General features: G+C 45.4%; 18 protein-coding genes. 9 read left to right on the top strand and 9 right to left on the bottom strand.

All coding sequences use genetic code 11. The features are described from left to right. Positions 1-815 precede the first annotated feature (815 nt). Positions 816-3,029, top strand: a complete 2,214-nt coding sequence (locus tag WKK05_RS18095) for a hypothetical protein (RefSeq protein ID WP_341530967.1) — start codon at positions 816-818, stop codon at positions 3,027-3,029. Continuing rightward, positions 3,001-4,098 (top strand): tryptophan 7-halogenase, encoded by a 1,098-nt coding sequence (locus WKK05_RS18090; protein ID WP_341530966.1) that lies wholly within the window; start codon positions 3,001-3,003, stop codon positions 4,096-4,098. The genes WKK05_RS18095 and WKK05_RS18090 overlap by 29 nt, the downstream gene beginning before the upstream one ends. Here WKK05_RS18090 and WKK05_RS18085 read toward each other — a convergent pair. Continuing rightward, complete coding sequence (locus WKK05_RS18085) at positions 4,090-5,073, bottom strand: AraC family transcriptional regulator (protein ID WP_341530965.1); 984 nt, start codon at positions 5,071-5,073, stop codon at positions 4,090-4,092. The two genes, WKK05_RS18090 and WKK05_RS18085, sit on opposite strands and share 9 nt — an antisense overlap. 209 nt (positions 5,074-5,282) lie before the next feature. On the opposite strand from WKK05_RS18085, the gene WKK05_RS18080 reads away from it, so the two are divergent. From WKK05_RS18080 to WKK05_RS18060, 5 genes are all read left to right on the top strand, one after another. Then, positions 5,283-5,678: a cupin domain-containing protein gene (locus WKK05_RS18080; RefSeq protein ID WP_341530964.1), complete on the top strand. Its 396-nt coding sequence runs from the start codon at positions 5,283-5,285 to the stop codon at positions 5,676-5,678. A 57-nt stretch (positions 5,679-5,735) separates the two neighbouring features. Beyond that, a complete protein-coding gene (locus tag WKK05_RS18075; RefSeq protein ID WP_341530963.1) occupies positions 5,736-6,509 on the top strand; it encodes an SDR family oxidoreductase in 774 nt (257 codons plus the stop codon). A gap of 230 nt (positions 6,510-6,739) precedes the next feature. Continuing rightward, positions 6,740-7,483, top strand: coding sequence for an SDR family oxidoreductase (locus WKK05_RS18070; protein ID WP_341530962.1), 744 nt, complete (start codon positions 6,740-6,742; stop codon positions 7,481-7,483). 71 nt (positions 7,484-7,554) lie between these two features. Further along, entirely contained in the window at positions 7,555-7,731 is a 177-nt protein-coding gene (locus WKK05_RS18065; RefSeq protein ID WP_341530961.1) for a zinc-binding dehydrogenase, read from the top strand. A 22-nt stretch (positions 7,732-7,753) separates the two neighbouring features. Further along, positions 7,754-8,761 (top strand): aldo/keto reductase, encoded by a 1,008-nt coding sequence (locus WKK05_RS18060; protein WP_341530960.1) that lies wholly within the window; start codon positions 7,754-7,756, stop codon positions 8,759-8,761. A gap of 133 nt (positions 8,762-8,894) precedes the next feature. Here WKK05_RS18060 and WKK05_RS18055 read toward each other — a convergent pair whose 3' ends face one another. Together WKK05_RS18055 and WKK05_RS18050 are read right to left on the bottom strand one after the other, a co-directional pair. Beyond that, positions 8,895-9,593 carry a DNA-3-methyladenine glycosylase gene (locus tag WKK05_RS18055; RefSeq protein WP_341530959.1) on the bottom strand — a complete coding sequence of 233 codons (699 nt, stop codon included), beginning with the start codon at positions 9,591-9,593 and terminating at the stop codon, positions 8,895-8,897. A 96-nt stretch (positions 9,594-9,689) separates the two neighbouring features. Then, on the bottom strand, positions 9,690-10,100 hold the full coding sequence (locus WKK05_RS18050; protein ID WP_341530958.1) for a 2TM domain-containing protein: 411 nt from the start codon (positions 10,098-10,100) through the stop codon (positions 9,690-9,692). Positions 10,101-10,648: 548 nt separating this feature from the next. Here WKK05_RS18050 and WKK05_RS18045 point away from each other — a divergent pair. Further along, positions 10,649-10,864, top strand: a complete 216-nt coding sequence (locus WKK05_RS18045) for a helix-turn-helix domain-containing protein (RefSeq protein WP_341530957.1) — start codon at positions 10,649-10,651, stop codon at positions 10,862-10,864. A gap of 549 nt (positions 10,865-11,413) precedes the next feature. Then, positions 11,414-12,217, top strand: a complete 804-nt coding sequence (locus WKK05_RS18040; protein WP_341530956.1) for an SDR family NAD(P)-dependent oxidoreductase — start codon at positions 11,414-11,416, stop codon at positions 12,215-12,217. Between the two features lie 269 nt (positions 12,218-12,486). On the opposite strand, the gene WKK05_RS18035 is transcribed toward WKK05_RS18040, so the two are convergent. From WKK05_RS18035 to WKK05_RS18010, 6 genes are all read right to left on the bottom strand, one after another. Further along, a complete protein-coding gene (locus WKK05_RS18035; protein WP_341530955.1) occupies positions 12,487-12,771 on the bottom strand; it encodes a hypothetical protein in 285 nt (94 codons plus the stop codon). A 41-nt stretch (positions 12,772-12,812) separates the two neighbouring features. Next, positions 12,813-12,947, bottom strand: a complete 135-nt coding sequence (locus WKK05_RS18030; RefSeq protein WP_341530954.1) for a hypothetical protein — start codon at positions 12,945-12,947, stop codon at positions 12,813-12,815. 170 nt (positions 12,948-13,117) lie between these two features. After that, a complete protein-coding gene (locus WKK05_RS18025; protein WP_341530953.1) occupies positions 13,118-14,026 on the bottom strand; it encodes an aldo/keto reductase in 909 nt (302 codons plus the stop codon). A gap of 1,428 nt (positions 14,027-15,454) precedes the next feature. Continuing rightward, the gene (locus tag WKK05_RS18020; protein ID WP_341530952.1) at positions 15,455-15,856 is read right to left on the bottom strand and encodes an aldo/keto reductase; all 402 of its coding nucleotides are present in this window, start codon (positions 15,854-15,856) and stop codon (positions 15,455-15,457) included. 590 nt (positions 15,857-16,446) lie between these two features. Beyond that, the gene (locus WKK05_RS18015; protein ID WP_341530951.1) at positions 16,447-17,985 is read right to left on the bottom strand and encodes an amidohydrolase family protein; all 1,539 of its coding nucleotides are present in this window, start codon (positions 17,983-17,985) and stop codon (positions 16,447-16,449) included. Between the two features lie 227 nt (positions 17,986-18,212). Continuing rightward, on the bottom strand, positions 18,213-19,580 hold the full coding sequence (locus WKK05_RS18010) for an LLM class flavin-dependent oxidoreductase (RefSeq protein ID WP_341530950.1): 1,368 nt from the start codon (positions 19,578-19,580) through the stop codon (positions 18,213-18,215). Positions 19,581-19,661: the final 81 nt, after the last annotated feature.

Genomic DNA, 19,661 nt, shown 5'->3' with positions numbered 1-19,661 from the left:
GTTCTACTTTTTGCTTATCTTGAGTGCGTAAATTATAGTTACTCTGAGCAATAACTATCTGACCGGAAAAGACAAGTAACGTAGTACAGACAAAAAAACTAACAGCTTATAGTACTTTCTTAGCTAGCATTTCATACTAATATCCTTGTTTTATTTTTACTTATGGCTTGATCATTCGTTTATTTGTCGGCGGAAACTTCCTCTTTACTCAAGCATTACCCTCTACGCTCTTGACTATAGATATACGGATTTAACTACTTTTAAATTCACCAGATTAGATTATCCGATTTTCTATTTTCTTGGTAAATATTTATAAATAAATCTAATAGTTTTCGATTAAAATGCAAGGACAGTTAAGCAAAAATTAGGTTAAGAATTTGTAATCTATTAAATTCTGCACGTAAATGAGCAACAGCGTATTACAAAATTGCACAATATACTTAAGTATTAATAAGAATTGTATATTGAAAATTTTGTAGATAAAACTTTGAGAAAAGTATAAGTGTACTAAATATAGTTAAAACAAAAACTGAGTTTTTCTGTAATAAACTACCCTAGAGGGTACTATCAGGTTTTGGCTGACTTAACTATAATTAAAAAAATGCTAGATTTCAGACAAATAATAGTTTTTTTAGTTACTATTACTTCAAGGCAAACGCAGAACTATTAGAGACTTAGCCTCGAAAAAATTCCCTAGCAGAACTACTGTTAATCCAGTTGGAGTAATATATTGTACTCTGATTTTTGAGGCTGATAATGTCATAAGTGAAAAATACTATTAATCTTGCTTACCTGTAAAATTGAGGATATAAGTTATGGCTCTCATTGATGAGGTTAAACAGGTTTGCGATCGCCTAGCCTCTGTTGGCTGGCGAGACTTGCTACTCCAGCAAGGGGTAGACATCACAGCAACAAACCTCCAGCAGGAATTAACTAAGGAATTACCTGCTATCAATCGTCAGATTGCCGGGTTTGAAGATTTTGCTTTTGAAGGAAAACGAGCAATCGAAGCAAGAAATCCATCTCGGAGTTTGCTGTTTCATGCCTTGGCTTCACCTAATGTTATCAGCGGCAATTTGAGTGCATATCCGACACTAGCAGAACTCGAAATCATTGAAAATTATGTTTATGGAGTGCAGCCTCCTTCTTTGCAAGATTTGCAAGTTCTGGCTCAAAGACAACCGTTAGCGATCGCTGTATTCGCCTCAGAATATCGCCCTGCTTCGGAAACTGTCCACCGCCAGCACGCTGACATCTGTTTTTCTCGTACAGGTGTGGCGCGAGTCGGAACTGCTCAACCGCTATATAGTGACAAACTTCGCGGATTTCTACCTGCTGTTGAAGGTGACTTAAAAGAAACTTTTCGCGTCTTACCAGCACGTTATTCTGCATATATCGCAGTTCAACGCAGCGGTAATCGAGATGGCTTTGGCCCGTTACGTTTTCAGGATGGAGATAATAACAGACTATTCTGGGTTCCTCTGCATAAGCTATTCAACGGTACAGAATGCATTCGTGGGTTTGACTTACAAGTAACTTTGAATGCTCATCATGTCAATCAAAAACTGCGGCGGATTCATTTAGTATTGCAAAACACAGGGTGGGGTGAGCCAGACATTAGCAACCCGCCATTTATTTTTACAGAAGGCATTGCTGAATTCGCAACAGCGTCTGATTTTGGCACAGGGCTTTTAGTTCCAGTTGTTCACCCAAGTCTCATTGAAGCAGCTACTTATCAAGGAAAACTGCTCACCTTTAAAGTTCCACCGAATAGTCCAACCCTATCTTCTAGCCTAGCCATTCCTGTGGATGAAACCACAGGAGCAAGACACGCTCCAGAGTATGTTCATGCCCGCCATAAAATATCATCGGATGGTCAACAAGAAAATCTCAACGACCAAAAAGATGTGGAAGCGGTTGTGAAAGCAGGTGGCTACGATGCTCAACACTACCTGGACTTTACAGGCGATGGCTCGATTGAAGCAATATGTCCAGAGTTAGCAGTAGCAATTCCTCGCAACATACCAGCCTATTCTCTGGTAACCGCACCAGATTTTTTCCCCAACTGCGACCAACGAGAGCTATTAGAATGGACAGAGCAGTCAGTACCTAGCAGACTTAGACAGAATCTCTGGCGAGTTCCCCCAGAAACTTTATCTGACAATCGCTTTGCTCCCAATCTGCAATTAGAAGATGTTGATTTTCGACCAGAAGATAAAACTGTAACTGCAATTGTCTCATTACCCCGTCAGGGTTCGGTGCGACAAATGCCATTGAATGGTTCCCCAACAATCCGACAAGTATATCTTCCAGATGCGGCGGCGGGCGTGTTTGCTCCTGGTTGGGATGTGAGTTTTGATCGCACCAACGAAGTGGAACATCTAGCAAGCTACGGTTTAGGTAGTCCTTTTCCAGAAGACTCCAAACTTTGTGCTGCACTTAGTACATTTTGGCCAGCAGTAGCTCCTGATGCAGCCCGAACGTTTCAGCCAAATCCTGTTTGGCCTACTGTTAGCCCGTTGACAGATGCAGAAATTGGTCAGGTTGGCGACCTACCCTGGGATGGTATCCCTGGGCCTCGACGCATCACGAAGAATGGCAAAGAGTTGATAGAGTATGCAGATTTTGCCCATGCAGATTATGTAGAGAACTCTTTGCAGAAGAAATTCTCACTCTCATTGACAGCTAAGGTTGATGTGCGTGAATACGAAGCCAGAGTGTTGGCAATGGCGAATGTTTACCAAGCCTTAAGGATCAGACCTGAAGCTAGGGGAGAATGGAGCGTGTTTTCGTTCCAACTAGTGCAACCGAGTAATTCAGAATTACAACAGGCACAAACTCAAACGCAAACTAGGCTGGCTGGAAATATCTATCGGTTTGAGATTTATCGTCATGGAAATTCATTTTTAGACCCAGCAGATTCTCGAAAACGCTTGGTTGAAATCGAAGAAACAGTGACGCTGTTTGTTACACCAGTCAATATTCTGTTGAAACGCGGTAATGGAAACTGGTCTAGAAGACGTGTCTAATTTTGATGTGCTTGTAGTTGGAGGTGGCCCGGCTGGTTGTGCTGCTGCTATTGGGTGCGCCCAATTAGGCTTACAAGTCGTCCTAATTGAGTCCAAGCCATTTCCTCGTACACATCCTGGTGAAACATTACACCCTGGTGTGGAACCACTACTTAAGCAGTTAGGGGTACTTGAGCCAGTGTTAGCAGCTAGCTTTCTGCGTCACCAAGGAAACTGGGTGCAGTGGTCAGCTGGAAACGAGTTTGTCCCCTTTGGCGAAGATGATTCGGGAGCATGGCTTGGATTTCAAGCTTGGAGAGCCGATTTTGATGCAATTTTGCTTAATCGGGCAAGAGATATTGGTGTTAAGGTTATACAACCTTGCCACGCTTCCCGCTTAGTTATGGATGGGTGCAGAGTAATTGGCGTTGAGACATCCCAGGGAACTTTTCTAGCAGCTAAAATCATTGATGCTGCTGGAGATCATCATTGGCTAGCTCAAAAATTAGGGTTACAAATCCAATATCACTCGCCGCGTCTGATTGCCTATTATGGTTATGTTACAGGAGAATGCCCAGCGCGAGATCATGCTCCAGCGATCGCCGCTGATTCCTCTGGTTGGACGTGGACTGCTAAAGTTCGCGCAGCGTCTCGTAGAGAAGTGCGGGCTAAGCCTACGCAACTTTATCAATGGACGCGCTTATCGTTTGTAGAAGAGAAAATCCCAAAAGATTGGCTGCCTAATGAATTCCAAGGATTAAAGATTTACCAACAAATGCGGGCAGCTAATGTTAGCTGGCGTATCGTTTCTCAACCGGCTGGATGTGGTTACTTTATCATTGGGGATGCAGCAATGATACTTGACCCGACATCAAGTCATGGTGTTCTCAAAGCAATCATGTCTGGAATTTGGGTTAGCCATGCGATCGCATCGGAACTCTTAGGTAATCTAACCGAGCAACAAGCGATTGACCAGTACTGTCTATGGATTCATAACTGGTTTCAACACGATGTGAAAAACCTAAGTAAGCTTTATGCTCAGCTGCCTAGTCCTCCCTTTTGGATCTACCCGAATGGGAGATCATATTGAACTAGCAGTCTCCCTAGCAGCTTCTCGCAGCCGCTCCACATCGCGCATCGGTGGCGCACCAAAAAGCCGCTTGTACTCCCGGTTAAAATGCGAGGCATCGTCATAACCCACGCGGTAGGCAGCACTGGTAGCATCAAGCTTTTCCCCCAGCATCAGACGGCGAGCCTCCTGGAGCCGCAGTTGCTTTTGGTACTGCAAGGGACTCATGGCAGTGACAGACTTGAAGTGATGGTGAAAGCCCGAAACACTCATTCCCAGCTCTTGTGCGATGCTTTCAATCTTGATCGGCTCGTTAAAGTCTTTACGAAGTCGCTCGACGGCTCTGGCGATGTGGTAGGTGTAGCCACCCAGAACTGCAATATGACGGAGCCGATTACCTTGCTCTCCCATCAGGAGTCGGTAAATGATTTCCCGCTTAATCAGTGGTGCAAGAACATGAGCTTCAGCAGGGGAATCTAAAAGCCTGACGAGCCGCACCACAGCGTCCAACAGATTTGCATTCAACGGACTTACATCAATCGCTTTCACATCAGCACGGCTGCGCGATGAGGGATGCCCTGCCTCGACCATCACTGAACCAACGAGCGTGGGGTCTAGATCGAGACGAAGGCTAAGGTACGGTTGCGCCTTGGACGCTTCCAGAATTTGGCTGACAATTGGCAGTTCGACCGTAGCAAGCAGATAATGCATCGGGTCGTACTGATAGCGATCGCTACCTAAAAGAACTTCTTTGCTGCCCTGAGCGATCGCACAAAACGCAGGGATAGAGACACTATGAATGCATTCCGAAGGCGAGGAGGAGCGGTTGAAGTGCAAACCTTTGAGCGGCTCAATCGTCCCATCATGATGAATAGCCTGGGCAATACGCTCTTTCAGTTCGTCTCTGTTTGCTTGCGCTCTTTCTGCCTCGCGCTTTGCCTGCGGGTCGTTCATTAAATCGCGATCGGACTTTTCACTCGTTTTGGCAGAGTTCATTTCTAATTTTGCAGAATTATACAACTATCTTAGACGATTGTTCTATTACTTGTTCTTCAGGATTCTTAGAATGAAGCTAAAGCAATGAAAAATGATTTTGGCTTCTTATAAGCATTCTGGATTTTTATTCAAGAGAAAACTCAGTTTTGATTGGGCAAGAGACTTGCCTGCTAGCCACCAAAATTGCATCAAGTGAAGGAATTAAGAAAATGGACATCAAAAGAAGTGGCTCACAGCCTTCCGCCAAAGGGTCGGCTGAGTATTTTACCGGCACTGTCCGCATTGACCCTCTTTTCGAGGCGCACGATCCAGCACGCACATCTGGAGCCAGTGTCACGTTTGAGCCTGGCGCTCGGACAGCATGGCATACCCACCCGTTGGGACAAACCTTGATCGTGACGGCTGGCTGTGGTTTCGTACAGCGCTGGGGCGGCTTGATCGAGGAAATTCGACCGGGGGACGCGATTTGGATCTCGCCGGGTGAGAAGCATTGGCACGGTGCTACAACAACCACGGCGATGACGCACATCGCTATTCAGGAATGGCTCGATGGTAAGCCTGTGGACTGGCTGGAGCATGTCAGCGACGAGCAGTATCCCAACTGATCTTCGCATCTGGTGGTTTTAAGACCTTGTTAGGTAAAGAATTAAAGGAAAAAAATCATGACAACGAACGAGAATGGAAACTACACAGGAAAAGTTGCGTTTGTAACTGGAGCAGCGAACGGCATCGGTCGAGCTACGGCGCTAGCATTTGCCCGTGAGGGTGCTAATGTAGTGGTCGCTGACGTTTCAGAACAGGGCAATCAAGAAACGGTACACATGATCGAAGAACTCGGCGGACGAGCGATCGCCCTCAAGTGTGATGTGACACGAAGCGAGGACGTGAAGGCGGCTCTTTCCAAGACCATCGAGACCTTCGGGCGGCTGGACTTTGCCTTCAACAACGCCGGTGTGGAGCAGAAAAATAAAGCAACAGCGGAAATCGAAGAGGAAGAGTGGGATCGGATCGTAGACATCGATCTGCGCGGTGTTTTTCTGTGCATGAAGTATGAAATTCCACTGCTACTCAAGCAAGGCGGCGGCGCGATCGTGAACACATCATCGGGTGCCGGGGTCATAGGCATCAAGGGCGGAGCCGCATACACCGCCGCAAAACACGGTGTGATCGGACTCACCAAGTCGGCGGCTCTCGACTATGCCTCGCAGAACATCCGCGTCAACGCCGTTGCCCCTGGTTACATTGACACACCGATGATGGATCGCTTCACTGGCGGTACTGCTGAAGGACGCAAGCAGGTAATTGCAGAGGAGCCGATCGGACGGATGGGTCAACCCGAAGAGATTGCCAATGCCGTTGTCTGGCTGTGTTCAGACGCGGCTGCCTTCATCGTCGGACACGCCTTGGTCGTCGATGGCGGTCAAACGGTGCAGTGATTGTTCGTCGCCAACCGTGACACCGTTGCAGTGAGTGGAGATCCCGCCAGGCAACATTTGGAGAACTCAATGAAACACCTCGTTATACTACCCTTCTTGATTAGTGCAATCGGCACGACGGCGGCAGTTGCGCTCGACAAAACGCGCGCCTCGCATAAGAACTCCCAAGCACCCGCTCAGAAGTCCGCTCTTGCAGAACTCAATAGTTACTCAACAAAAAGAGGAATAAGATGATTAAAGACAAAGTTGTGATTATTACCGGCGCATCATCAGGCATTGGTGAAGCAACTGCGAAATTGCTTGCAAGCAAAGGCGCTAAAGTCGTATTGGGCGCGCGACGCGAGCACCAATTGAGACAACTGGTTGATGAAATTCAAAGAGATGGCGGACAAGCAGTCTATCAAGCGATGGATGTAGTTAACCCATCTGATAACGCTGAAATCGTCAAGCTTGCCAAGGAAAGATTTGGAGGCGTCGATGTTATTTTCTTGAACGCTGGCATAATGCCAAATTCTCCACTTTCTGCATTTAAAACTGATGAATGGAATCAAACAGTTGATATCAATATCAAGGGTGTACTAAATGGTATCGCTGCTGTGTTGCCAACTTTTATTAGCCAAAAGTCTGGGCATGTTATCACAACTTCATCGGTTGCTGGATTAAAAGCTTATCCAGGTGGTGCAGTGTATGGTGGGACGAAATGGTTCGTGCGCGATTTCATGGAAGTTCTACGCATGGAGTCTGCTCAAGAGGGAACTAACATTCGTACTGCGACAATTTATCCTGCTGCAATTAACACTGAGTTGTTAAATCAGATTACTGACCAAGATGTGGCTGAAAAAATGACAGAGTTGTATGAGCAATATGGCATCTCACCAGATCGAGTAGCCAATGTTGTGGCGTTTGCGATTGACCAGCCAGAAGACACAAACGTGAACGAATTTACAATTGGCCCAACCGCGCAGCTTTGGTAAGGATAGTGCTGGTGGTTAGGCTGAGTGCGATCGCCTACGGCGGGGCGTAGCCCATCGCGGCTGTGAGAGAGATGACTCAAGGTGGCGCAGAGTCGGTACTTGAGTGTGTGGGCAGTGAGTCTGCAATGGCAACAGCGATCGGCATTGCACGTCCCGGTGGAGCGATCAGGTATGTTGGCGTGCCGCACGGTAGCGGCCACAATTTCAATCTGGGTCGTTTATTTATGAATGACAATTCTGACCTTTAACTCAAAGACAGGAGTTCAAAAAATGCAAAAGCGCAAACTTGGAAACAGTAATTTGGAAGTCTCGGTGATCGGGCTGGGCTGCATGGGAATGAGCTTTTCTTATGGCCCACCCAAAAACACACAAGAGATGACCGCTCTTCTTCGGGCTGCCTTTGATCGCGGCATTACATTCTTTGACACCGCCGAGGTCTACGGCCCGTTCCTAAACGAAGAGCTTGTGGGTGAAGCCCTCGCTCCCTTCCGCGACCAAGTGGTCATCGCCACCAAATTCGGGTTCGACATCAGTCCGAATTCCGATCCCCGTGGCATGAAGGGTTCACCCGGACTGAATAGCCGACCGGAGCATATTAAGGAAGCTGTGGAGGGTTCGCTCAAGCGACTCAAGGTGGAGGCGATCGACCTGCTCTATCAGCACCGGGTTGACCCGAACGTGCCGATCGAAGACGTGGCTGGAGCAGTGAAGGAACTAATTCAGTCAGGTAAGGTGAAGCACTTTGGACTCTCTGAAGCAGGAGTACAAACGATTCGTTGCGCACACGCGGTTCAGCCGATCACGGCTCTCCAGAGCGAATATTCCCTCTGGACGAGGACTCCTGAAAAGGAAGTGATACCAACCCTTGAGGAACTTGGAATCGGCTTTGTTCCGTACAGCCCACTGGGCAAGGGCTTTCTCACTGGCAAGATTGACGAAAGCACAACCTTCGACAGTTCCGACTTCCGCAGTACCCTACCTCGCTTCACCCCGGAGGCTCTCAAGGCGAATCAGTCCCTGATTAATCTGCTTGGCAGCATCGCCGAACAGAAGCAGGCTACACCTGCTCAGATTGCGATCGCCTGGCTGCTAGCCCAGAAGCCGTGGATTGTTCCGATCCCAGGCACTACGAAGCTGCATCGCTTAGACGAAAACATCGGGGCAGTCTCAGTCGAACTCACACCCGATGATCTGCGTGACATTGATGACGCCGCCTCCAAGATCACGGTGCAAGGAGCTCGATACCCCGAAAAGCTGGAGCAAATGACCGGTCGCTGAGCGGCAAAAAATGTGTTCTCTGGTTGTACACCGTAGTCCTTTGGGATAAGGGGAGACGCTAACGCGTAGCTTGCTTCTCCGTAGGAGTATGCGGTTCGTTTCTCAACCCTCTCAAAACTAATGAGACAGACTACTAGGTAAGCTTTAAAGTCCTGTTGCTGCTTACTGTTTTAGATACAGCAGGACAGTTAGACAAGTACCAGCGCCAAGGTAAATCTACGCCTTTAGTCAAGCCGATACGAATAGTTTGTATTAGGGTTAAATCCTCTTGTTCTAGCTGTTGCTGGAACTGAGAATCACGATGTTCTAACCATAATGCTTGTCCTGGTTGAAGTTGTGTAGTGTTCAAGGTGACATCAATCATCAGTGCGCGGCAGAGCTTCCCAGGGCCAGCAGCAATTCGATGGAGTTTTAGTTTGTCTGAAGAAGAAATCCAGGGAGGAATGCTCTCTAGCATCAGCGCACGGATGAGAACAGCACTCGCGACTTCATCTTGGTCAGTTACGATGTTTAGACAGTAGTAGCTTCCGTATATCTGATACACATATGCCCTACCTGCGGGGCCGAACATCACTTGGTTTCGTTTGGTGCGTCCACGATAGGCGTGCATCGCAGGGTCATTGGATGTATAGGCTTCAGTTTCAACAATCAGACCCCGAATAACTAGTCCATCTGGCATTTGGCGGACGAGGGTACAACCAATTAGTGCGGGCGCAACCTCTGTGGAAGGGCGACTGAGCCAGAAAGCATCTATAGGTGAGGTCACGCTATCTCCTCTCAAAAAAAAGCGATCGCCTTCACTTCTAGCAATCAAGTGAAACGAACGCTGCAAAAAATTATCATAATACAGATCAGAGCTTAGAGAAACTCATTGCTTTTAAAACTTAAAACATCTTCTGAGCATCTCCGTTTTTTAAAGTCAAAAAAGTTAAGTTTGTGAGCGCCATTTCTGAAAAGCTATTTCGTAATCCTCTGTTTTACTGTGATAAACACTCCACCAATGTAAAAACAGTCCTAAGCCCCATCCTAATATTGGAAATATAGCCCAAAAATAACTAGGACTAGTTATTAAATTCAAGACAACTAAGAATAAATTCACTGCGAAGAAGGTAACAAAATGTGATTGGAAGCCTCGGCGTCTAAAAGTATTAAACTTGTGCCGCAAGCCTTCTTCTTCTTGTTCAGCTAACCACTTTTGTTCAGTTTTTTCCAAAATGTTAGGAGAAATACCCAACTCGGATGCCATTTCTATAAGCTGTTCTCGTGAAAATTCACCTTCCTGTTTACGAGTGAGTGCTATTTGAAGGATTTTTTGCACATCATCGGAATCGTAAGTCATCTTAATTACCTTATAATTTTGTGCGTAAGTGCGCGTTTGATTTGACAAAATCATCGATTGTTTGCGATAAATTCAGTTAACAAACGCATCCATATTTTGCACCCAATACTTAGTTGCATTCACAACTTTATTATTTTCTCAAAATTGATTTAGGGCTGCTGTATTTGTCAATACCTCTATATTACTTTTCACTCCAATTTCACTGTAAAAATCAAGACAGGATTAATTATCGGTTAGAGACGCGTTATTATATTTCATAATATTTTAAAATAAAAAAATCTAAAAAAGCATTATCAGAAGGAATAAAAATTGAGTCTAGAAAAAGTTCAATCTATCAGCTTTAGTAATAAAGAATACCTTTGTTTTTAGCGAAGTATTATTTTAAATTTATCCTTTTAGTAGGTATATTTAATACTTTCTTAACTTTTTGGCTAGAAAAATTACTCAATAAGGTTAAAATTTTTTCTAAGATATAGGCATCATGCTGGAATGTAAATAAGACTATCTCAGGCTCCAAAAATACAATCCAAAATTAGGAAAATTAAAGTATGTTAAATCGTGGAATCTCGTCTAGTGAAGCAGCCAAACGTTTAGGGGTAGATCAGAATAGATTCCACCAAATCCTGCACTCAGGTCAGCTTTCCACTCGCAAGCAAAATGGACGAAGAGTTGTTACTGAAGGTGCTTTACAAGAATATCTTGCTAGAAAACGACCTAGCTGTACCATCAGTATGGGAATTGGAACGAATTTCAATAACTTCTAAGAAGACGTCTGAAAAGTTTAAAAATATACTTTTAACCTCTCTCCGCTTCGGAGAGAGGTTTTGAATTGTCCCCTTCCCTTAGAGCATTGGGGATTTGGGGGTTAGGCTTTAATAATTTTTATGTTTTTAAGATACTTTTCAGACATCCTCTAATACCAATTCAATTAATGATTGCAACACATCCTTGGGTGAAGACGCGATGAATCGCGTCTCTACAGCATGGTTTATTTGTCACATTCTTTTTTCAAATTGGTATAACTTTGCTAGAGAAAATTGAACCCATCTTAAGTGTTATTTTTATTGATAACTAATGGTTGATCTACACTGCCACCAACTAATTACATACTCTTTGGCAACAGCAGAAATATATACGTAACTATAAGAAAGTAACCTTAAAGACACACTAGCAATACTTCCCGGGAAAGACGCAATCACACCCCTAGCTCCCTAAGATAATAAGGGTTGAAAGCCCACATCCACAACGGTAGCGAGACACAAGTAAGCTATAGCAAGTGAATGTGGAGCAATTACATAGGAGTTTGGACGGTTATGAATAGTTTGGTAACTCGACCCCTGGCTGTCGTGACAGGTGCATCCAACGGCATCGGCTACGAACTTGCTAAACAGTTTGCTCAAAACGGTTTTGATCTTCTAGTTACAGCCACCGGATCGAGCATTAACGAAACTGCTCAAGCCTTTGAGGATCTGGATACCAAGGTCGAGACGGTACAAGCTGATCTCACTACCTATGATGGTGTTGAGACACTCTACAACCAGATTAAGGCAACTGGGCGACCAGTGGAGGCGATCGCTATCAATGCAGGTGTCGGTGTTGGCGGTGATTTCGCTCGTGAGACCGACCTGAAGGACGAACTTAATCTTATCAACCTGAATGTTGTGTCATCTGTACATCTGGCCAAACGGGTGGTCAAGGATATGGTCGAGCGCGGCAAGGGTCGAATCCTCTTCACATCGTCGATTGCCGCCCTGATGCCTGGCCCGTTTGAGGCAGTCTATGCAGCTTCTAAAGCTTTTGTACACTCTTTTTCAGAAGGGCTACGCAACGAGTTGAAGGACACCGGCGTTACCGTCACCGCGCTTATGCCTGGGCCGACTGATACCAACTTCTTCCACCGCGCAGGTATGGACGACACCAAAGTAGGTGAGAGTCAAAAGGACGATCCGGCTATTGTCGCCAAGCAAGGTTTCGAGGCCTTGATGGCAGGTAAAGACGATGTGATTGCCGGCTCACTCAAAACAAAGCTTCAGGGGGCTGTGAGCAAAGTCTTACCTGATACAGTTAATTCTGAACTGCACCGCCAGCTGACTGAGCCTGGAGCTGGCAATAAGTAATCTGCTATTTTTAGATCAAAATCTACTAGATGCTCTGTAGGGTGGGCAATGCTTGCCATACGCTCAAACGCTTATTTTTACGTTGTAGGAACTGCCCACCCTACAGGTATTGAGAATGGAGCAAGATACCCAGTTTAGATAAAATATGTCAATTTGAGCGATCGCCTATCAAAATTTATCAGTCTTTTGGAGGCAGCATTAAAAAAAGTAGCAGCCAAGCACTTTGATTAAGTGATCAAAGTGCTTGGCTGCGAACTTTACGTAAAATGTTAATCTTGAGGGTCTTCAGAGATTGAGTCTGATTCAGTTTCAGGCTCTGTTTTGACATTGATTTTAGGTTTAACAGGTCTCGGGCCACGCGCCAGTGCAGGATTAACCTGTTGCTTTTTTTCATCTCCAAAGGATGCTTTTTTTCCTTTACCAAATGAGCGATTAGCGTTTGGTTTTGAGTTTTTGGGATTGGATTCAAGAGGCACAGAATCCAAATTTTCGGAATTGTTGTCAGTGTTTGCTTGAGCCTGACGTTCCGATTTTTTGATTGGGCGTTCTACCATTGTTAATTTTTATAAACCTATCTAATTGTATATCGGTGTTGTCAGAGAAACACAGCCAAAGCTCCTGTTTCAATTGTGCTACCCGATGTCAATTTAGCAACACGAGATTTTGTTGCTAAATCTGCTACTAACTTTTTAACATACTCATGAAGTTCAGCTTGTCTACAAAAAGGCATCTGCCAAGTAGAACAAAGCCAATGGTTTACTTGGCGGCTGAATCCAATTTTTTGCTCAGGAAAACAAAGCTGTTTACAGCATTACCATTCACTGTCGAGCATCTTCATCTGGTGTTCATCATAACGGGTTCCAGCGATCGCTGATGCGGGAATCGCTGCTTCAATACGGCTCAAACTTCTGGTGATAAGTTCACATGAACAGCTGCCAACGATTCGTCAAGTTGGCTTCGCTTCCGGGCGCCAATTACCGGAACAATGTTTTTACTTTTCGCAAGTACCCAGGCAATAGCTAACTGCGAAGGAAGAACCCCCTTATTGGCAGCAAATTGCTTTAGCTCTTCGACGAGGCGCTGGTTTTGGGCTAGGTTTTCTGAGCTGAAACGTGGTAAGTAGGCACGGAAGTCACCCTGTGTAGCTGGATTTGAGCCACTCAGCAATCCTCGTGAAAGCACACCATAGGCAGTCACACCAATGCCAAGTTCTTCCAGTACAGAAAATATCTCGGTTTCAGGGCTACGGCTAATCAGGGAGTACTCAATTTGAAGGTCACTAATGGGGTGAACAGCGTGTGCGCGACGGATAGTGTCAACTCCCACCTCCGAAAGTCCGATATATCTGACATAGCCAGCCGTCACAAGTTCAGCGATCGCGCCGATGGTGTCCTCAATCGGAACCTGCGGATCTAGCCGGGCTGGGCGGTAGATATCAATATGATCAACTCCCAACCGGGTAAGGCTATAAGTTGCAAAGTTTTTTACCGAACTTGGACGCGTATCGATCCCAATCCATCCTCCATCAGGAGAACGCAAAGCACCAAATTTCACAGACAACAGAGCTTTGTCTCGGCGATCTTTGAGCGCACGACCAATTAGCATTTCATTATGCCCAGTGCCATAGAAATCGCCAGTATCCAGTAATGTGATGCCTTGGTCGAGACCTGCATGGATAGTGGCGATACTTTCGTTGTCGTCTGCCAAACCGTACATACCGGACATACCCATACATCCGAGAGCTAGCGGGAAAACAGCTAGACCTGTAGAGCCGACTTGCCGAGGTTCGATTCTATTTTCTGTGGCCATGTTTATCTTTTCAGTTGTTTTGCATCTACTGTAGAAGATTTAATTTCTAAGCTACAGGCTTTTATTCCTCTTATAAAGCTTTAATTAAGATTGTATTTGGGAAAATCTCTGTTTACTATTTGCATGACCACAGCAGGTACTCTATTGTTCTGAAACAATGCATTTTCTACCTATATATACAGCTTTTAAGCCCGTTTTGAATTTTTTCAAAGCAAAAATGGACAACTGTACAAATTCTTGATGCTTGTATAAATTAAGCTTTTTGGCAATTCAAATAGAAAACCCCGGCGAAACAAACCGAGGTAAGAGATGGAAGTACGAATGACAATCGAAAAGGATAAAACGTTGTAGCCTACAAGTTTATTCAACAGTAGAAATAAATAACGCAGATATTGCAGTATAGCTAGCAAAAAAAATCACAGCCGTTAGCATATAAAACTCCTTTTTTTGTAGGATATTATGTAATATTTAGATACTCTTAACATATAACTAGTCTCAAGTGTAAACATCTACTAAAAAGTCTATTCTATAAAATATCTATAGAGTGACTTTATGTTAAAAATGATGCTTTTTAGCAAGCATAAACTATGTCTAGAGAATTATTTAACATCGCGTTCTGGAAAGCAGACTAAACTCTGACAAAGCGGTTCTGTGTTCAAGGAATCATTAGAACCGTAGGCTGCGCTTACCGCGAGGGTTATCTTTGAACAAGCCAAGCAGCCAGAGAAACTGTTTTTAGAATACATTCAGGCTCAGGTGCAAAAGCTAATCAGTCAGCAGCCGTCAATCAAAATCCCACTGCTGCGTTCTCAAGCTCCCAGCGCTTAAGCATAAGATGAATTACAGATTTCGGCAATTTGGCAACTTATCTTTTTCACTTGCAGTTTTAATAGACCTATCAACAGAGCGAGACAGTGAAGAAGTTGTGAGATAAACACAGCCAAAACCCCTGCATAAATTGTCCCGCCCTCTGCCAGTTGTTGATTGAGTGCTGTAGAACTACTCTACATAATTTCTACAGTACTCAAAAGCGTTGAGTCACCGCTCTACAACTGGCTAGAAATCCAACAGAACATAAATAAAAATGCGAAAAGTTTGGGCGGAGGCTTGCTCCGCCCAAACTTTTAAAGGCATAGGACACATACTCCTACGGAGAAGCAAGCTAAGCCTTGGTCTCCGACAGGAAAAGAATTGAAGAAGAATTCAGAAGCGATGCCTTGAGTTTCGACTACGCTCAGCACAAGTGCGCGGAAATCGAGCGAAGTCGAGATTCAACTACCGCCAGTCGAAATGTCACACAGAATTCAATTCTGTTAGCGTAGCGGGGCGCAGCCCATTCTGGCGACTGACGCCTTTATTCTGTTTTGATAAAAGTTTCAGAGAGTTATTACCTAAATCCTACTTGAGCAGGTTAGGAAATATTTATTCCTAACGAAGAGAATCTCCCCTTCGGTATTCAGCAGTTAGTTCGTCTAGCTTTTGTTTCAAATTGTCGTCGAGTTTTAGTTCCACTGCTTTCAGGTTGTCTGTAAGTTGTTCTGGGCGGCTAGCGCCAATAATGGGGGCAGTAATAATGGGATTAGACAGAACCCAAGCTACCGCTATAGTGGTGAGCGACAATCCAGCTAGATCCGCCACTGTGCGTAAAGCCTCAACAGTATTAAATTCGCGATCGTGCCAATAGCGTTCTTGATAACGCTCTGCGGCGGCGGTGTCAAGAATATGCCTAGAAGTTTCTTCGTCGGTCTGCAATCCGAAGGTCATCGTGCCAAGACAGAGGCGCGAAACGGTCAATCCGGTTTTGCCGAGATTAGTAGTTGGTAACGTCATGTTGGGGATTGGGGATTGGGGATTGGGAACTGGTGATTGGGTATTTCCTTTGCCTCTTTGTCCCCCTTGCCTCCCCAGTACCTAATTCCGTGCGTACTATGCAGACTTAGACGACCACCTTGGCTGGCTGTGTCCTCACTAATGGGGATAAGAACTGAGGGAAAGAAGCAAGTAGAAGGAATTAAAGGGAATAGCACTAAGAAAAGCGCCCCTAATATGGCTGGCTGCTTTTTGGGCGTAGGGGAAAGAATTAGCGAGATAAATTAAGATACAAAGTATTTGCTTTTATCCTATACTCGAATGTCACTAAGAAAACGTGAAATCTCGCGCTTGGCAGGGTGTTGGGGGTAGGGTGTAGGGTGTGGTGTTTAAGACAATTAAACTTTAGTTGCGTCAAGGAGTTCAACATTTTCTTGATTTCCCACACCCTACACCCCACACCCCACACCCCACACCCAAAAGCCAGTTATATAAGGGGTTTACGCTTAACTTAGTGCCATTCTCCTACACTCTTACACCCCTACACCTAGCCCTAGCGAGGGTTTCATCTTTTCTTAGTGCCATTTGAATTAAATGTTTTCCTTTCCCTTTTACCTCACCACCAAACTCTTATCTGCTTGTTGGGATTCGATGTTACTTACTTTGGATTCAATCGCCGTACCCTTAAAGAAATCAGGGTTGGCTTCGGTGTAGAACTTGTAAGGATTAGCGAATACATAAGACTTGAAGTCAGCTTCGGAAATAACGCCTTCTTTCACGAGATCCCAGCTTTCAGCTAGCGGAGCGGTAAGATCAGGCACATCCCAGTGGCCAACATCTGAAGAATAGATCGCGTTGATCTTGACACCCAACGGATTAGCTTTGTTGTTGAATGCTGCTGCTATTGTACGGTCGTCAGACTCGGAACCAAAGAAGAAACTGTTCACCCAGCGATCGCGGATGTCCTCAATTTTTTCAATGCCTGCTGCTGCAAAATCCTCCAACTCGCTACCAACTGGCTGACGGCTATGACGGCTGAATGAAGATCCCAATACACTCTTGGTCAATTCATCCTTGTCGAGGGAATACCCTTGAGTAATTTCGCCACCGAAGCGCTCAAACAACTCGAATAGCTCATCAGAATTCGTGAGTGCTGGGTTATAGTTTTGCAGCCCCTTGAGATTGCGCTTGGAGAAGCGATCCACTAAATGAATGTATACGTGCGCCCCCCAATCTGCACCACCTTCGAGCATACCTACTCGTAATTGGGGAAAACGCTTAGTCACACCGCCAAAGAACAGCGCCTTGGCAAATGCTTGCGAACCATCGGCGAAGTGACCGATATGGTTGTTCATGTAGTTACTGATCGAGGAGCGTCCAGTCCAACCCTGACTGCCGTAATGGGTAGTGACGGGTACACCTAGTTCGACGACCTTAGCCCAGAAAGGATCGTAGTCGTATTCACTATCCAATCCGTAAAAGTCGATATAAGAAGCATACTTGGCGATTTCGGGGAATTGATCAGCTGGATACTTATCGGCGATCGCTTTAATCGGCCGTTTCACACCACCAGGAATATTAGCTACTTTTAACCCTAGTGTTTTTACTGCAAACTCTAGCTCCTCAATGGCTTCTTGAGGATTACTCATGGGAATGCCAGCAACTGGGGTTAGGCGATCGCTATATTTACGGTAGATATCAGCATGATAGTGGTTGACCGCACGTTGCAGTGCTTGACGGTTCTCTGGACTTGCTCCAGCTGGTGCGAGGACATTGTTGGGAAACAGCACAGAATAGTCTGATCCTTGCTCCGCCTGACGTTCATAGAGCAGTTCGGGAAGGGTGTAAGTGGCGAGATCCAACGTGTTGCGAGTGACTCTGGCCCACCAAGGCGATCGAATTGTGCGATTGTATTGGCGTTCTTCAGGAGTTTGTTGATACCAGTCTTTACCACCACTCTTGGAGTTTAGACGAGAAGATTCCGCCTTGCGTAATTCGTCCACGAGTTTTGCACCGCCGTAATTAGCGATGTAATCCTCAAAAGCCGGAGTGAAATCATTAGTGTGAACATCGGTGTCGATTACCGGATAATCAAGAGTTGCTCTGATTGCGGCGGAGGGCGAAGTCTTCAATCGGCTATATTCAGTCATGTTTTTTTCCTTTCAAAAATTACAGCTTTTTCCTAACATCCAATGCTGCTAGTAGTGCATCAAGGACTGATTGACGAATAGATTTTCTGTAGAGACTGCGATTTATCGCGTCTTTCTAACGGCGATTTATCGTGTTTTTCTAACTACGATTTACAAGTTCTGTAGGGCGGCGATCTACAGAAGTTAAGCTTTAAAAGGTATGGCTTATCCATCTGCGAAAAATTCCTTTACACCAACGCCAATTTCTCATTCACTTGTTTGGCAGCAAAACGATTACCCGGACGATGCAGACCAAGGTTTTCACGCAAAGTACTACCCTCATATTCAGTACGGAACAGTCCGCGTTTCTGGAGGATGGGGATAACCAGGTTAACGAAGTCATCTAATCCTGTGGGCAGGATTGGCGGCATGATATTAAAGCCGTCTGCTGCACCGTTGTTGAACCATTCTTCTAGCTGGTCAGCAATGCTTTCGGGACTACCAACTATGGTGCGATGGCCTCGTGCGGTAGCCACAGAGAGATACAACTGGCGCAGCGTTAGGTTGCCGCGATTTACGAGATCCGTCAACAACTTGAGGCGGCTCTTACCACCGTTGGTATCGTTGGGCAACGGCGGTGCTAGATCATCAAGTGAATAGCCAGATAAATCTATGCCCTTATAACGCGTTTTGAGTAAGCCCCATGCTACTGATGGGTGAATGAGCGATTGCAAGAATTCGTAGTTTTCCTGGGCTTCTTCTTCAGTGCGTCCAATCACTGGGAATACACCCGGCATGATTTTCAGATCATCAGGCTGGCGGCCATATTTAGCCAACCGACCTTTAACATCGGCATAAAATTCCTGCCCGTCTTCCAGCGTCTGATTGGCTGTAAAAATAACTTCAGCAGTCTGTGCTGCTAGCTCCCGACCGACTTCCGAAGCACCAGCCTGCACAATCACTGGGTAACCTTGAGGCGGACGACCGACGTTCAAAGGCCCTTTTACAGAAAAATGTTTGCCTTTGTGGTTCAGCGTATGTAGTTTGTCCGGGTCAAAATAAATACCTGATTCTTTGTCACGGATGAAGGCATCATCTTCCCAGCTATCCCACAATCCTTTTACTACTTCCACAAACTCTTCAGCACGCTCATAACGCTGGCTGTGTTCTGGGTGATGCTCAAGTCCGAAATTAGCTGCGGCGTTCTCATTACCTGTGGTGACTACATTCCATCCAGCCCGACCGTTACTCAGGTAGTCAAGAGAGGCAAACTTACGTGCCAGGGTATAGGGTTCTTCATAAGTGGTCGAAGCAGTCGCAATAAAGCCAATATGTTTAGTTAATGGGGCGAGTGCAGAAAATAGCGTCACTGGCTCGAATTTAGCTAATTTGCCGTTACGCTGCTGCACCTCCGGTTCACCATTGTCTTGTAGGCTGGGGCTATCGGCAAGAAAAACTGCATCGAATAAGCCGCGTTCGGCAGTCTGGGTAATTTCCTTGTAATGCTCAAAATTTAATCCAGCATCTGCTTGTGAATCTGGGTGTCGCCAAGCGGCAATGTGGTGGCCGGTGGCTTGAATAAATGCACCTAATCGAAGCTTGCGTGTTGTACTCATTTACTTTTTTCTATAGTGCGTTAGCGGTAGCTCTACGGAAGGTACCGCTGATTTGTGTATAGCTAATGATTTTTTTATGTC

The organism is Nostoc sp. UHCC 0302, assembly GCF_038096175.1.
Taxonomy (GTDB): Bacteria; Cyanobacteriota; Cyanobacteriia; order Cyanobacteriales; family Nostocaceae; genus UHCC-0302.
Note: the sequence above shows the minus strand (reverse complement) of the source record. Positions and strands in the feature narration are given on the sequence as shown.